General features: G+C 72.1%; 16 protein-coding genes, 1 tRNA gene and 2 pseudogenes. 7 read left to right on the top strand and 12 right to left on the bottom strand.

What is annotated here, in order from left to right; genetic code table 11:
* Window positions 1-200: 200 nt before the first annotated feature.
* The 5 genes from GJ634_RS10230 to GJ634_RS10215 all read right to left on the bottom strand — a co-directional run bounded on the left by GJ634_RS10230 (window position 201) and on the right by GJ634_RS10215 (window position 3,010).
* Complete coding sequence (locus GJ634_RS10230; protein ID WP_157502679.1) at window positions 201-809, bottom strand: DUF6663 family protein; 609 nt, start codon at window positions 807-809, stop codon at window positions 201-203.
* A 44-nt stretch (window positions 810-853) separates the two neighbouring features.
* A complete protein-coding gene (locus GJ634_RS10225; RefSeq protein ID WP_157502677.1) occupies window positions 854-1,795 on the bottom strand; it encodes a helix-turn-helix domain-containing protein in 942 nt (313 codons plus the stop codon).
* Window positions 1,796-1,851: 56 nt separating this feature from the next.
* Window positions 1,852-2,130, bottom strand: coding sequence for a metal-dependent hydrolase (locus tag GJ634_RS16100; protein WP_197425481.1), 279 nt, complete (start codon window positions 2,128-2,130; stop codon window positions 1,852-1,854).
* A gap of 267 nt (window positions 2,131-2,397) precedes the next feature.
* The gene (locus GJ634_RS15545; protein WP_197425480.1) at window positions 2,398-2,649 is read right to left on the bottom strand and encodes a hypothetical protein; all 252 of its coding nucleotides are present in this window, start codon (window positions 2,647-2,649) and stop codon (window positions 2,398-2,400) included.
* A 154-nt stretch (window positions 2,650-2,803) separates the two neighbouring features.
* On the bottom strand, window positions 2,804-3,010 hold the full coding sequence (locus GJ634_RS10215; protein ID WP_058982123.1) for a cold-shock protein: 207 nt from the start codon (window positions 3,008-3,010) through the stop codon (window positions 2,804-2,806).
* Between the two features lie 131 nt (window positions 3,011-3,141).
* Here GJ634_RS10215 and GJ634_RS10210 point away from each other — a divergent pair, with 131 nt between their 5' ends.
* Window positions 3,142-4,248: an aminopeptidase P family protein gene (locus tag GJ634_RS10210; protein ID WP_157502675.1), complete on the top strand. Its 1,107-nt coding sequence runs from the start codon at window positions 3,142-3,144 to the stop codon at window positions 4,246-4,248.
* Between the two features lie 79 nt (window positions 4,249-4,327).
* Window positions 4,328-5,763: pseudogene (locus GJ634_RS10205) on the top strand (MATE family efflux transporter).
* 6 nt (window positions 5,764-5,769) lie between these two features.
* Here the strand turns inward: GJ634_RS10205 and GJ634_RS10200 are convergent.
* Window positions 5,770-5,842: transfer RNA gene (locus GJ634_RS10200), tRNA-Thr, on the bottom strand.
* A gap of 112 nt (window positions 5,843-5,954) precedes the next feature.
* Between GJ634_RS10200 and GJ634_RS10195 the strand changes: the two genes are divergently transcribed.
* Window positions 5,955-6,626, top strand: a complete 672-nt coding sequence (locus GJ634_RS10195) for a phosphoglycolate phosphatase (protein WP_157502673.1) — start codon at window positions 5,955-5,957, stop codon at window positions 6,624-6,626.
* A 42-nt stretch (window positions 6,627-6,668) separates the two neighbouring features.
* Window positions 6,669-7,676 (top strand): PfkB family carbohydrate kinase, encoded by a 1,008-nt coding sequence (locus GJ634_RS10190; RefSeq protein ID WP_157502671.1) that lies wholly within the window; start codon window positions 6,669-6,671, stop codon window positions 7,674-7,676.
* A gap of 3 nt (window positions 7,677-7,679) precedes the next feature.
* Here GJ634_RS10190 and thiC read toward each other — a convergent pair whose 3' ends face one another.
* From thiC to GJ634_RS10170, 4 genes are all read right to left on the bottom strand, one after another.
* On the bottom strand, window positions 7,680-9,119 hold the full coding sequence (thiC, locus tag GJ634_RS10185; protein WP_331714103.1) for a phosphomethylpyrimidine synthase ThiC: 1,440 nt from the start codon (window positions 9,117-9,119) through the stop codon (window positions 7,680-7,682).
* An 80-nt stretch (window positions 9,120-9,199) separates the two neighbouring features.
* Entirely contained in the window at window positions 9,200-9,946 is a 747-nt protein-coding gene (locus GJ634_RS10180; protein WP_157502669.1) for a ribonuclease H-like domain-containing protein, read from the bottom strand.
* Between the two features lie 46 nt (window positions 9,947-9,992).
* Window positions 9,993-10,520 carry a hypothetical protein gene (locus GJ634_RS10175; RefSeq protein WP_157502667.1) on the bottom strand — a complete coding sequence of 176 codons (528 nt, stop codon included), beginning with the start codon at window positions 10,518-10,520 and terminating at the stop codon, window positions 9,993-9,995.
* A gap of 37 nt (window positions 10,521-10,557) precedes the next feature.
* Window positions 10,558-11,196: a helix-turn-helix domain-containing protein gene (locus tag GJ634_RS10170; protein ID WP_157502665.1), complete on the bottom strand. Its 639-nt coding sequence runs from the start codon at window positions 11,194-11,196 to the stop codon at window positions 10,558-10,560.
* A gap of 218 nt (window positions 11,197-11,414) precedes the next feature.
* Between GJ634_RS10170 and GJ634_RS10165 the strand changes: the two genes are divergently transcribed.
* Entirely contained in the window at window positions 11,415-11,834 is a 420-nt protein-coding gene (locus GJ634_RS10165) for a hypothetical protein (RefSeq protein ID WP_157502663.1), read from the top strand.
* A gap of 1 nt (window position 11,835) precedes the next feature.
* On the opposite strand, the gene GJ634_RS10160 is transcribed toward GJ634_RS10165, so the two are convergent.
* On the bottom strand, window positions 11,836-12,207 hold the full coding sequence (locus tag GJ634_RS10160) for a hypothetical protein (protein WP_157502661.1): 372 nt from the start codon (window positions 12,205-12,207) through the stop codon (window positions 11,836-11,838).
* Window positions 12,208-12,310: 103 nt separating this feature from the next.
* Between GJ634_RS10160 and GJ634_RS10155 the strand changes: the two are divergent.
* Window positions 12,311-13,605 (top strand): annotated as a pseudogene (locus GJ634_RS10155) (5'-deoxyadenosine deaminase).
* Here the strand turns inward: GJ634_RS10155 and GJ634_RS10150 are convergent.
* Window positions 13,606-13,818 (bottom strand): hypothetical protein, encoded by a 213-nt coding sequence (locus GJ634_RS10150; RefSeq protein ID WP_157502659.1) that lies wholly within the window; start codon window positions 13,816-13,818, stop codon window positions 13,606-13,608.
* 89 nt (window positions 13,819-13,907) lie between these two features.
* Between GJ634_RS10150 and GJ634_RS16455 the strand changes: the two genes are divergently transcribed.
* Window positions 13,908-14,036 carry a hypothetical protein gene (locus tag GJ634_RS16455; RefSeq protein WP_269449531.1) on the top strand — a complete coding sequence of 43 codons (129 nt, stop codon included), beginning with the start codon at window positions 13,908-13,910 and terminating at the stop codon, window positions 14,034-14,036.
* Window positions 14,037-14,246 lie beyond the last annotated feature (210 nt).

The raw sequence follows: 14,246 nt of genomic DNA, 5'->3' as shown, positions 1-14,246 counted from the left end.
ACGACGAGGACGGCAGCGACGGCCACGGCGGTGATGGTTCGCGCGTTCATGGGTGTCTGCGGGTCCCGGGCGGCGCCATCGCTCCGTCGCGGCGCCAGTCAGGGCTCGCGGGGACCTGCGTCGGTGGTGTCGACTCGCCGACTAAAAGGCGTACCGTTGGGTCAAACGGCGGTTGAACGCCCGACAGACTCTTGTAGGAGTTAGGCTTCCGACGGCCGCGGGCAGTCGTACGTGTCCCGGACCGTGTCCGCGAGCACCGAGTGCTTGTGCAGGACGAGGTAGACGACGACGAAGTCGTGTTCGAGCGGCCGGAAGACGAACACCTCGTGCTCGCAGTCGTCCTCCTCGTTCAGGCGGTCGACGAGGGGTTCGAGGGGGAGCGCGCCCGTCCGAATCTCCTCGAAGACGTCGCGCTCGCCGGGCTGCTCGGCGAACGCGTACACCGCGCCGTTGGGCTCGCCGTCCGCGCTGAACGTCGGGCGGCCCTGCACGCCGGCGCCCTCCTGGTGGGCCTGCTCCATCGTGTCGAGGGCGGCCTCGAAGAGGCCCGTGACGGCGTCGGCGTACGTGAACAGCGTGCGCTTGCGGACGTCGAGGGCGTCGAAGCGCGCGTCGCCGTCGTCCCACGCGAGCGTGGCGTCGACGAGGTAGCCCGGCCGGAGCGCGTCGACGGCGTCCGCGAGCTCGTCGTAGCCGTCGGCCGCGACCCGCACGGGCTCGTGGTCCGCGCGGTCGAGCAACAGGAGGTCGTCGGCGCGCTCGGGGGCGGCGCCGAGCACGCGGAACGTGCTCTCCGTCGTGGTCTCCATGCGCGTGAGTTGCGCGCGAGCAGGGAAAAGGCCGTCCGTCTGCGTCAGTCCGCGGAGACCCGGCCGGCGTCGTCGCCGGCGTCCGCGCAGCGCCGCTCCGCGTCGACGACGCGGAGGTCGCCGTCGAGCGTGACGTCCATCGCCTCGCCGTCCAGCGCGATGGTCACCGTCACGCGCGTCGGGTCCGCCTCGTAGGTGGTCGAGTCGTCGGTGACGCACCACGGGAGCGTCCAGTGCTTGCGGGTGTCGAGTTCGACGCCGTGGTCGGCGTGGAACGCCACCACCGCGGAGTTGTCCAGCAGGGAGAGGCCGACCGGCGAGGCGATGGTGTGCTGGCACTGCACGCACGTGTGGTCGACGCGCACGTCCAGCCCGAGGACGCCCTCGTCGTCGGGGACGACCGCGGTGTCGACGCGGCCGCCGCACTCGGGGCAGACGCCGTCCGCGGCGAGGCAGTGGAGGTGGCGGACGCGCTGGTCGAACGCAGCCTCGATCTCGGCGGTCGAGCGGTCGCGCAGGCCGCCCGGCGGGAACGCGTACCGGCCGTAGACGCTCTCGCAGTCCGCACAGCGGACGGTGAGGCGCTCGTCGGCGTACGCGGCCTCCAGCGACCCGCCGCAGTCGAAGCACTCGCCCGTGACCGGGAACTCCAGTTCGACGCGCTCTGTGAACGTCCCCGCGAGGATGGCGCGGACGACCTTCTCGCCGGCGTACTGGAACTCGTAGCCGCCCTCGACCTGCCGCACGAAGTGGTCGGTGAGCTTCGAGAGGTGGTAGTTGAACTGCGCGCTGTCCCGCATCCCCACGCGCTTCCGGAGGTCCGAGAACGCCACCGGCTGGTCGGGCGCGAGCCACAGCTCCTGCAGGATAGTGATGCGTGTCTCGTTCCCGAGCAGCGCGAACGCCTCCGCGGGCGGCAGGCTGTCGTCGAGGCTGCCGTCGGGGTCGAGGGGCGCGCCGTCGAGGGGCGTGTCGGAGCCGCTCATGTGCCGACGTACGCCCACGCGGGCCATAAGCCCTCGCAAAAATTCGATTATGTAAGTCAGCCGAGAGGCGTCGCGAGCGCGACCGCGGCCGCCGTCGCGAACACGCCGAGGGCGAACAGGCCGACGTTCCAGACGGTGCTGTCCGCCCGGGTCACCCCCAGCGAGTAGCGCTCGCTCGAGACGGGCCACAGCGCGGCGACGCCCGCCGGCGTGAGCGCGTCCGCCAGCAGGTGCGCGAGAATCGCGAACGCCGCCGCCCCCGCCGCGCCCAGCGACAGCTCGACCGCCTGTTCGGGCGCGATTGCGAGGCCCGCCGGCCCCGTGACCGCCCACACGCCGACGCGACGACGGCGCCGACCACGCCCGCGAACAGCAGCGTGTGCGTGACGCCGCGGTGGGAAATCAGGGGCAGGTCGTGGTCGGCGTCCGGTAGCGGCGTCAGCGCGAGCACGACCGCCAGCCCCGCCGCGGCCGCGCCGACGCGGCCCAGCGAGCCCAGCACGTAGAGGACGGGTGCGTACGCGAGCAACGCGACGCCGTAGTGACCACTCCGGTACACAGTCGGTCCTCGCGCCCGAGCAAGGAGAGCCTTCCGGGCGGCGTCACGGCCGGCGCACGAGCAGCGCCGCGCCGAGGAGGAACGCCAGCACGTACGCCGGGTGGCCCTGCGCGTACGCCACGACCTCGGGCAGCGCCGCGCCGACGTCGCCCGCCGCGACCGCGTCATCGAGAGTCCTGTCGGCGGACTGCGCCCACAGCGCGAAGTGCGCGAGCGCCGCCGCGCCGAACGCCACGCCGACCAGCTGGTACGCCCGACCCGCGAGTGCGTCCCCGACAGCGTCCGTGAGTCCCATACGCCAGCGGTGACGCCGCCCGCGGAAAAACCGTCCGCAGTCGGTCGACTAGTCGCTCGAGTCGCCGCGAGAACCGGACGGCCGTCGCTACGTGGGAGTTGCGTCGCAAAGAAGTGAATCGTCGGCCGTCACTGAGAGCGACGGCGGGTAGGACTTAGTTGCGGACGAGGTTCGTCGCGCGCGGGCCCTTCGGGGAGGACTCGATGTCGAACTCGACTTCCTGACCCTCTTCGAGGTCCGGACCGCCGACGTCCTCCATGTGGAAGAACACGTCCTCGTCGTCGTCCACGTCGTCGCTGTCAGTCGAAATGAAACCGTAGCCGCCAGTGTCGTTGAAGAAGTCAACCTTGCCTTCTGCCATTACAAACAACTGTAGGGCCGCTCCCGGGATAACGCTTCCGAGAGTCGAGTTACCACGGCCCGTCGGCGCTGGTTCGCCCCCGCGGAGCGCACCCGACTACTGTTAAGGCCGTCCGCGAGCGACCTCCGGGCATGTCAGCGTTCGAGGCGCGCACGCGCCGCTGCCAGCAGCGACTCCGCGAGCGCGGCGACAGCGGCGTCGTCCTGTTCCCGAGTCCGAACCTCTACTACCTCGCCGGCTTCGACGAGGAGCCCGGGGAGCGCCACTTCTTCCTGTTCGTGCCCGCCGAGGGCGACCCGGCGTTCGTCGCGCCCGAGCTGTACGGCGAACAGCTCCGCGAGGCGACGTGGGTCGACGACGTCCGGCTGTGGGACGACGGCGAGGACCCGACCGAGCTGGTCGCCGAGGCCGCCGCCGACCTCGGGATGACCGACGGGGAACTGCTCGTGGACCCGACGATGTGGGCGCGGTTCACGCAGGACCTCCGCGCGACGCTCCCCGACGCGACGTGGGGGCTCGCGGACGACGTGCTCGGCCCGCTGCGCGTGCGGAAGGACGACGCCGAGTTGGACGCGCTCCGGCACGCCGCCGACGCCGCCGACGCCGCGATGGCGGACGTCCGCGACCTCGGCGCGGACGCAATCGGGATGACCGAGCGCGAGCTCGCGAGCTTCGTCGAGGACCGGCTTGCCGCCCGCGGCGGCGACGGCACCGCCTTCGAGACCATCGTCGGGAGCGGGCCCAACGGCGCGAAGCCGCACCACCATCGCTCCGAGCGCGAAATCGAGCGCGGCGACCCCGTGGTGCTGGACTTCGGGACGCGCGTGGACGGCTACCCGAGCGACCAGACCCGGACGGTCGTCTTCGCCGGCGACCCGCCCGCCGAGTTCGAGCGCGTCCACGGCGTCGTCCGCGAGGCCCAGCAGGCGGCCGTCGAGGCGGTCGAACCGGGCGTCCCGGCCGAGGCCGTCGACGCCGCCGCGCGAGAGGTCATCGAGGACGCGGGCTACGGCGAGGCGTTCGTCCACCGCACGGGCCACGGCGTCGGCCTCGACGTCCACGAGGAACCGTACGTCGTCGCGGGCAACGACCGGCCGCTCGAGGAAGGGATGGTGTTCTCCGTGGAGCCCGGCGTCTACCTCGACGGCGAGTTCGGCGTGCGCATCGAGGACCTCGTGGCCGTCACCGCGGACGGCTGCGAGCGCCTCAACGACACCGAACGCGGCTGGCGCGCGTGACGAGATTCGGGCGCCCGCCGGCTGTTTCGTTCCGAAATAGTTGGCCTTTTGTCCCGCCCACTCCGACCACGAGGTAGCCGTGGTCCCCAACCCGTTCAGCCGGCTCCTCCGCGAGATCGGGCTGGCGCTCGCGCGCCTCGGCCTCATCTCCGAGGAGCGCGCCCGCCGGACCGCGGACCTCGCGTGGCCGCGCATCGTCACGGGCGTGGCGCGCATGTCCAAGACGGCCGCCGACGTCGCGATGGTGGGCGTCGCCCTCGGCAGCGCCGCCATCGCCGGCGTCGGGTTCGCCGGCCCGTTCTGGGGCGCCGCGTTCAGCCTCGGCGGCGGGCTCGCGGCGGGGACCATCGCGCTCGTCTCCCAGCGGTTCAGCGCCGAAGCCCACGACGAACTCGGGCAGGCCGTCCGGTCGAGCGCGCTGCTCGCGTTCGCCGCGACGCTGCCGGTCGGCGCGCTGTTCTACCTCGCGCCCGTCGAACTCATCGGGCTGCTGACCGACGACCCCGCCGCCGTCCGGTACGGCGCCGACTACCTCCGCCTGCTCGCGTTCGGCGTCCCGTTCGCCGCGCTCAACCTCATCGGCAGCCGCGCGCTCATCGGCGCCGACGACGCGTGGACCGCGATGGTGCTGCGCGCCGGCGGCGCCGCCGTCAACGTCGGCCTGAACGCCGTGTTCATCTTCGCGCTCGGCTGGGGCGTCGCGGGCGCCGCGCTCGGCACCGTCGTCAGCAACGTCGTCGTCGTCGGCGCGTTCGCCGTCGGCATCACCCGCGGCCGCCTCCCCGTCGTCGGCGCGTTCCCGGTCACCGTCTCCCCGTTCGGCGGCTACTGGGACCGCGAGACCTGCCGCGACGTCGTCACCATCGGCCTCCCCGTCGTCGGCCGGAACTCCGTCTGGACGGGCGCCCGCTTCCCCCTGCTCGCGTTCGTCGGCCTCATCAGCTCCGAAGCCGTCGCGGCGTACGTCGTCACGCGGCGCATCTGGGGCATCATGAACGCGCCCGGCTGGGGGTTCGGCCTCGCCGCGTCCAGCCTCGTCGGGCAGGAACTCGGCCGCGGCGACGAGTCCACCGCGGAAGCCTACGGCCGCGAAATCGTCGTGTTCTCCGTCGCCACGTACGCGCTGTTCGCCGCGTTCGTCGCCGTCTTCGCCCGCGACATCGTCGTGCTGTTCGTCGACGACCCCGCCTCGGCGAGCGTCCCCATCGCCGTCGGCATGGTGTACGCGGCGTCGCTGGCCATCGTCCCGCAGGCGTCACCGCGGCCGTCGCCGGCGCGCTCGACGCCACGGGGGACACGAACTGGCCGTTCTACAGCCGCGTGCTCGGCATGTTCGGGCTCGCCATCCCCCTCGTGTACCTCGGCGCGACGACCTCGCTGGGGCTGCTCGGCGTCTACCTCGCGTTCTTCGCGGAGACGGTCACCCCCGCGGTCGTCAACTACTACCGGTTCGCCACCGGGAAGTGGAAGGCCATCAGCCGCGGCTACCGGCCGGAAGCCGCGACCGACGACTGAGAAGGAAGCCGTGGGGGGGAGTTGAACCCCCGACCGGTCGATTACAAATCGACTGCTCTGGCCACTGAGCTACCACGGCGCGCGCCGCCACGTCAACGTACAGCCAACGACGAAATAACCCCTTTGATACCCGCCGGGTTCGCCGCCCGCGAAGAGCACGGCATTTACGCGCGGCCCGCCTCCCCGCGGGTATGGTCGCGCCGCTGGCCGTCGACATCGACGGCACGCTGAGTCGCCCGGACCGGTCCATCGACAGCCGCGTGCTGGACGTGCTCCGCGAGTGGGAGGCGCCGGTCGTGATTGCGACGGGGAAGGCGCTGCCGTACCCGGTCGCGCTCTGCCAGTTCGTCGGCGTCGCGGAGCGGGTCATCGCGGAGAACGGCGGGGTCGCGTACGTCGACGACGAGCTGTTCTACTTCGGCGACCGGGACGCCGCCGCGGACGTCCGCGAGGCGTTCGCGGACGCGGGCTTCGACCTCGGGTGGGGGGAGGCGGACCTCGTGAACCGCTGGCGGGAGACCGAGCTCGCGGTCAACCGCGAGCGGCCGCTGGACGTGCTCACCGACCTCGCCGACGAGCACGGCCTGAGCGTCGTGGACACCGGGTTCGCGTACCACGTGAAGGCCACCGAGCCGAGCAAGGGCGCCGCGCTGGAGGTCGTCGCCGAGGAGCTCGGCCACGACCCCGCGGAGTTCGCGGCCGTCGGGGACTCCGCGAACGACGTGGAGCTGTTCGAGGTCGCGGGCGAGTCCTACGCCGTGGCGAACGCCGACGACGCCGCGCGCGAGGCCGCCGAGGTGGTGCTCGAGGAGTCCTACGCTGACGGCTTCCTCGAAGCCGTCGAGCGCGTCCGCGGCGAGTAGCGACCCGGGAACGGTTTAGTGGCGCCGCACGAACCACGGGGTATGGACCTGGCTGCGCGGCTCGCGGACGCGCCGTCGCCGACGATGACGCTGCTGCCGGACGGGAGCGTCGACCGGCGGTTCGGGGTGCTCGACCGCCGGCACGCGCCCGAGAGCCGCGCGGCGTTCGTCGAGCAGCTGTCGGGCGGCCAGCGCTCGTTCGTCACCGAACGCCGCGGCGTCGAGCACGGCGGGCAGGCGGTGAACGCGGCGATGCAGGCACGCGAGCTCGGCGCCGACGCCGAGCTGTACGGCCACCTCGACCACGACGTCTTCGGCGTGCTCGAGGTGGACGCCACGTCGATGGGCGGGCCCGCGGCCGTGAACGTCTACGAGTTCGAGGACTCGGCGATGATGCTCACCACGGAGTCGACGGACATCCGGTCGTGGACGTACGACGACCTCGCCGCCGCGGGCGGGGAGCCGGCGCTGGACGCGGACGCGGTGGTCTGGACGAACTGGGCGTCGCTGGCGAACACCACGGACGCGCTCCACCGCGCGGCCGACCGGCCCGGCGAGGGCGGCGTGCTCGTCCTCGACCCGGGCGGCGTCTCGGTGCGGACGCCCGACGAGCGCGCGGGCTTCGTGGACGCGCTGAGTGCGCTCGCGGGCCGCTACGACGTGGTGCTGAGCGCGAACGACGACGAACTCGGCGCGCTGGCGTCGGCGGTCGGCGTCGAGGGGAGCGTCGTCGAACGGGCGCGCGGCCTCCGCGAGACGGCGGACATCGCGGGCGTCGTGATGCACGGCGAGGCGCGCGCGGTCGCCGCGACCCGGGATGGCGTCGCGGCCGTGCCGAACTTCGAGACCGCTGGCGTCTCCCGGTTCACGGGCGGCGGCGACCGGTTCTCCGCCGCGCTCGCGTTCGCGCGAGCGTGCGAGTGGCCGTGGAAGCCGTCGCTGGCCCTGGCGAACGCGGCCGCGTCGTACTACGTCGGCACGGGGTCGACCGGCGACCGCGACGACCTCGCGGCGTACGCGGCCGACGCCGCCGTGCTCGGCGGCGACTGAGCGTCAGTCGTCGGCCGCGAGGTCGGTGACGTCGCGGTCCTCGAGGTCGGCGCTCTCGGGCACGTCGCTGGTGTCGTGGGTGCCGACCGGCGGGAGGTTCACGTCGGCCGCGGGCGACGCCGCGAGGTCGGTCTCGCCGCCGATTGCCTCCATCTCGCCGTCCGCGTCGCGGGCGTCCTGGTCGATGCGCATCGAGCAGAACTCCACGCCGCACATCGAGCAGAAGCGCGCGTCCTCGTAGTTGTCCCCGGGCAGCGTCTGGTCGTGGTAGTCGCGGGCGCGCTCGGGGTCGAGCGCGAGGTCGAACTGCCGGCGCCAGTCGAACTCGTAGCGGGCTTCCGAGAGCGCGTCGTCCCAGTCGCGGGCGCCCAGCCGGCCGTTGGCGACGTCGGCTGCGTGGGCGGCGATGCGGTAGGCCGCCATCCCGTCGCGGACGTCCTCGGCGTCCGGCAGCCCGAGGTGTTCCTTCGGCGTGACGTAACACAGCATCGCGGCGCCCGCGCGGGCCGCCTCGGTCGCGCCGATGGCGCTCGTGATGTGATCGTAGCCGGGCGCGACGTCGGTCACGAGCGGCCCGAGCACGTAGAACGGCGCGCCGTCGCAGACCTCCTGCTGGCGCTCGACGTTCTCCCGAATCTCGTCCATCGGGACGTGGCCGGGGCCTTCGACCATCACCTGGACGCCGTGGTCCCACGCGACCCGCGTGAGTTCGCCGAGCGTCTCCAGTTCCGCGAACTGGGCGTCGTCGCCGGCGTCGGCCAGCGACCCCGGGCGGAGGCCGTCGCCCAGCGAGACGGTCACGTCGTGCTCGCGGAATATCTCGCAGAGCTCCTCGAAGTGCGCGTAGAGGGGGTTCTGGGCGGCGTTCTCCTCCATCCACTGCGCGAGCAGCGACCCGCCGCGGGAGACGATGCCGGTGGTGCGGCCGTCCGTCAGCGGGAGATGTTCGGCGAGCACGCCGGCGTGAATCGTCATGTAGTCGACGCCCTGTTCGGCATGCTTCTCAACGACGTCGAGCAGGAGTTCTGGGGTGATGTCCGCGACGTCGTCGACGCGCGTGACCGCCTCGTAGATGGGGACGGTACCGACGGGAACCGGCGAGTGTTCGACCTGCATCTCCCGGATGGCGTCGAGGTCCTCGCCCGTCGAGAGGTCCATCACGGTGTCGGCGCCGTAGTGGACCGCGGTGTGGAGCTTCCGCAACTCCTCCTCGCGGCCGCTGGTGGTCTCGCTGTTCCCGATGTTGGCGTTGACCTTCGTCGCGAACTCGCGGCCGATGACCATCGGGTCGAGAGCGTCGTGGGCGTGGTTGGCCGGGACGACCGCCTGCCCGTCGGCGACCTGCTCGCGGACGAACTCGGGGTCGCGGTTCTCGCGCTTGGCGACTCGCTCCATCGCTGCCGTGACTGTGCCCTCGCGGGCGCGTTCGAGCTGTGTCGGCACGGATAACTAGGTTGTAAAACTAGGTAATAAAACGTGGTGGTGGCCGGGGGTGGCGGGCGAGAATCGGGAGAATTGAGGGATTAGGCGTGCGGCTCGAAGACTTCCGCGTGGAGCCGGTCGGCGACCGTGTCCAGCAGCGTCTGGAGGTTCTGGGCGTCGTAGCGGTTGTACTCCACGAGCCGGTCGAGGGCGGCCTCGTCGCCGTCCTCGTAGCGGTGCCAGAGGCGCACCGCCTCGCGGCCGTCGACGTCCATCCCGCCGCGGTCGACGCCGAGGTCCTGCTCGACCTGCTTCAGGCCGCCCGTCAGGTCGAGGCGCCGGCAGAGGTACATCAGGTCGAGGTGGGGGGCGTCGACGCGCACGTCGTAGTTGTGCTCGATGAACGGCTGGTCGAAGCGCTTCCCGTTGAACGACACCACCAGCGAGGCGTCCAGCAGCTCCGCGAGGTTCTCGCCGGTGAGGTCGTCCCCGCGCACGAGCGTCTCCGTGCTCCCGCCGTGGTGGACGCTCACCGTCGTCACGTCGCTAGAGCGCTTGTCCAGCCCGGTGGTCTCGATGTCGAAGAACGCGACGTCGCCGGCGACGTTCTCGTAGAGCCGCCAGAGCGCGTTGTTCGGGAACGCCTCCGCGAAGAACTGGGTGTCGCCGGCGTCGAGGGCCGCGCGGGCGTCGTCGATGAACGCGCGGACGTTCGCGGCGGTGGTCTCGCCGACGCCCGGGGCGCTCGCGTCGAAGTCGTCCCAGTGCGTGACGCCGTGCTCCCAGAGCCGGCGCTCCGTCGTCTCGCCGACGCCGGGCGCGGGGATGAACGAGTTCTCGGCGCGCATACTACCCGGTGGGCGCCTGCGGTACAAAGGCGTCGCGGTCCCGCGGTCAGTCCACCCGACAGTCGCTGCTGACGGTGATGGCGCCGCTCGCGTCGACGCGGACGGTGGCGTCCGTGAACACGGCCTCGGGGCCGCAGCCGAGCCGGCCGAGCGTGCGCAGCGGCTCGTCGCCGTCGGGCGCCGCCACCGAGTAGAAGACCGACGCGTTCCGCGGGACGTCCTCGAAGACGGCGGTCGCGCGCTGGGTGCCGCTCCAGCGGTACGTCCGCGTCTCCACGCCCTCGCCGATGGGGCGCAGCGAGACGGTGCGCGGGACGACCGCGTCGGGGAGGTCCTCGACGCCGCGAGCGTCCGGGAACTCGCGGACCGTCCCGTTCGCGAACTCGACGGCGAGGCCCGCGTGCCCGGGCGGCGCCGCGCCGACGGTGACGACGGTCGGGTCTGGGTGGTCGTCGACGACGTGGACGCGGACGTCACTCCCCGAGTCGCCGGGGGTGCCGCCCACTGGCGGCGCCGTACAACCACCGAGCAAGAGGACGACGGCGAGCGCGAGACCGACGGTGCGAGTGTTCACGTCGAGGAGTCGAGTGCCAGCCGTATGAGCGTTCCCGCTAGTCCAGCGCCTCCCGGACGAAGGTCTTGACGCCGCGGCGGAGGCGCTCGCTGACCGCCTGCGAGGAGACGCCGAGTTCGTCGGCGACCTCGGACAGCGACGCCCGCCGCGGGACGTCGTAGTACCCCATCGCGGCGGCGGTGACGAGCGCGTCGCGTTGCTTCGCCGAGAGCCCGTACTCGTCGCCGAACGCGGACTCGGTGTCGCTGTACACGCCGCGGAGGTTGACGTCGACGCCGCGGGCTTCGACCCGCGGGCGGAACGCCGAGAGGCTCTCGCGGTCGGGGAACCGGAGCCGCGCCTCCACGCCGTCCGCCGAGGAGGAGACGTCGAGCCGGGACGCCTGCATGCGGTCGTCGATCGGGTACAGGGGGACGGGCGTCCGCTCGCTGACGGCCACGCGGTAGAGCCGGCGGTCGTCGGCGTCCTCGACGAGCGTGACGCTCTCGACGGTCGGGTCGTCCTCGGCGGCCGCCTCGAAGGCGTCGACGTCGCCGGACGCCCACACGAACAGCACTGGCTCGTCCGGGTCCGCGGCGACGGCCTGCTCGACGTCGAGGTGCACCCCGCTCTCTTCGAGCGACGGCATCAGCGGTAGCCCCGGATGGCGGAACGTGAACTCGGCGATGACCCCCACGACTGCACCGAGAACCCCACCACAGAAATATCAATCGGTTGTTATTACTGAAGATAATCGGAACGGGTGAGCGACGAACGAGTCGGCGGCCGCCGGCGGACGGCGAATCGTGGGACTGCGACGACCCTGAACTCGCGGCCTTTCCAGTCATGGATTTATATGCGGCACCGTCTCGGGCCGGCGGAAGCCTTCAGTTCCTCGGGCGCTTACACGTCGCCGTGCGACGAATCCTCTCCGCCGTCGCCGCCGGCGTCCTCGCGCAGGCCGCGCTCCTCGCGGTCGTCTCGGGGATGCCCCACCACCACCCGAGCACGGGCACGCTCGCGTTCCGCGCCGTCGCCATCGGCGGCGTCGGCGGGTTCGTCGCCGCCGTCACCGCCGACGACGCGCCGTTCCGCACGGGCGCAGCGACCGGTGCCCTCGCGGGGACTGGCGTCGGTGCGACGTTCTGGTGGCTGCTGTTCAACGGCGACCCCACCGGCGTCTTCCACCACGTCCACTACGCGCTCGCGACCACGCCCGCCCTCCTCGACGCCGGCGCTCCCGAAGTCGTCGCCGGCAGCGTCGCGCTCGCGGTCGCAGTCGCGTTCGCCGTCGGCGGCGTCCTCGGCGGGTACGCCGCGAACCGGCGGCCCTGACCTACACGGCCGCCCGCGACCCGAGCAGCGCGAGCAGCCACGTCCCGACGAACGACGCGACGGTCGCGACCGTCTCGCCGGCCACCAGCCGCAGCCCCGCCGCGACCACCAGGTAACACGCCACGACCGCGACGCAGGCGCCAATCGTCCACGCGACCCCCGCGAGCCGGCTGTCGAGGACGTCAGTCCACGAGTCCGCGTAGACGTTCGGGACGGTGACGCCCGCGAGAAACAGGACGAAGTAGGCGTCCGAAGACTCGGGGCCCAGCGCGAGGAACGCGCCGCCGCCCGCGAGCGCGAGGGCGACGGCCGTCGCGGTCACCGCGAACTCCACGCTCGCCAGCCACGCCCGGAACCGCGAGAGCACTCCCATGTCCGAGTGTTCGTCGCGGGCCGCTTGAACGTAGCGGCGGTTCGCGCGCGACGCCGCCGGACCGCAACGCGTTAGGGGCGGAGGCGTCGTACGTGGTGACGGTATGACGGTACTGTGCGCCGACACTGTCGTCTGTGACGCCGACCGCACCATCGAGGACGGCGCGGTCGTCGTCGACGGCGACCGCATCGAAGCGGTCGGCGACCGCGCGGACCTCGCGGCCGCCCACCCGGACCACGAGCGCGTCGACTGCGACCTGCTCGCGCCGGGGCTGGTCGGCGCACACGTCCACTCCGTCCAGAGCCTCGGGCGCGGCATCGCCGACGACGAGGAGCTCCTCGACTGGCTGTTCGACCACGTGCTCCCGATGGAGGCCTCGATGAGCGCCGAGAGATGCGGGCGGCCGCGGAGCTCGGCTACCTCGAGGTCGTCGAGTCCGGGACGACGACGGTGATCGACCACCTCTCGGTCGCGCACGCCGACGAGGCGTTCGAGGCGGCCGAGGACGCCGGCGTCCGCGCGCTGATGGGGAAGGTCCTCATGGACAAGGACTCCCCGGACGGCCTCCAGGAGGAGACGGACGCCGCGCTCGCGGAGACCGAGCGGCTCATCCGGGAGTACGACGGCGCCGCCGAGGGCCGCATCCGGTACGCGGTCACCCCCCGGTTCGCGGTCTCCTGCACGGAGGAGTGCCTACGGGGCTGCCGCGAGCTGGCCGACGAGTACGGCGTGCGCATCCACACGCACGCCAGCGAGAACCGCGGCGAAATCGAAGCCGTCGAGGACGACACCGGGATGCGGAACGTCCACTGGCTCGACGAGGTCGGGCTGACGGGCGAGGACGTGGTGCTCGCGCACTGCGTGTGGACCGACGAGACCGAGCGCGAGGTGCTCGCCGAGACCGGGACGCACGTCACGCACTGCCCGTCCTCGAACATGAAACTCGCCTCGGGCGTCGCCCCGGTCCGGGACTACCTCGACCGCGGCATCAACGTCGCGCTCGGCAACGACGGCCCGCCCTGCAACAACACGCTGGACGCGTTCACGGAGATGCGGCAGGCCAGCCTCCTCGGGAAAGTCGAGGAACTCGACCCGACCGCGATTCCCGCGCGCACGGTCTTCGAGATGGCGACCCGCAACGGCGCGGAGGCCGCGGGCTTCGAGGACGTCGGGAAACTCCGCGAGGGGTGGAAGGCCGACGTGGTGGGTCTCACGACGGACAACGCGCGCTCGACGCCGATGCACGACCCGTACTCCCATCTCGCGTTCGCGGCCCACGGCGACGACGTGACGCTCACGATGGTCGACGGCGAGGTCCTCTACCGGGACGGCGACCACGTCCGCCTCGACGACCGGAGAATCCGGGAGCGCGCCCGCGAGTTCGCCGACGCGTACTGACTACGAGGTCGGCTGTGGGTCGACGTGGTGGACGGCGTCCGGAGAGACGAGTCGCCCGGAGGGCAGTTCCAGCCAGCCGTTCGGAAGCACGCGCACGGGGCCTTCGTGGAGCACGACGTCGCCGTCGCGGTCGCCGTAGACGACTGCGTCGTCGTACTCGCGGAGGGAGTCGTCGGGGAGTTCGTCCCAGAGCGACTTCGTGGAGACGACCATACCGACCCGTCGGCCGCACTCGACAAAACGCTTCCCACGACCGACGCCGGCACCACGCTTTTCGGGGCGGGCGTACACACCGCTAGTAGATGTCTGGAAGCGAGCCGGTTCAGTGTCCGATCTGTGGCTGGACGGGGCAGGCGAGTGACCTCGACGAGGCGGGCGGCGAGTCCGCGTGCCCGACGTGCGGCGAGCACGTCAGCGCGCCGTCGGCCTGACGGCCAGCCGCGAGTTCCGCTCATTTTCGCGCTCCTCGGCGTGGACTGCGGCGTCCGCGCCGACGTCGAACGCGCGTGACACGTGCGTTCACCACCGATAACAACGTTTTCAAGCGTACCGACCGGAGTGGGCGTATGGACCGCGGTCTGGCGTGTTGGGTGGCCGGGTTGCTCGTCGTCGCGGCGGTCGCCGCGCCGGCGGCGGGCGCC

Source organism: Halobacterium sp. CBA1126 (assembly GCF_009741975.1).
Lineage (GTDB): Archaea > Halobacteriota > Halobacteria > Halobacteriales > Halobacteriaceae > Halobacterium.
Note: the sequence above shows the minus strand (reverse complement) of the source record. Positions and strands in the feature narration are given on the sequence as shown.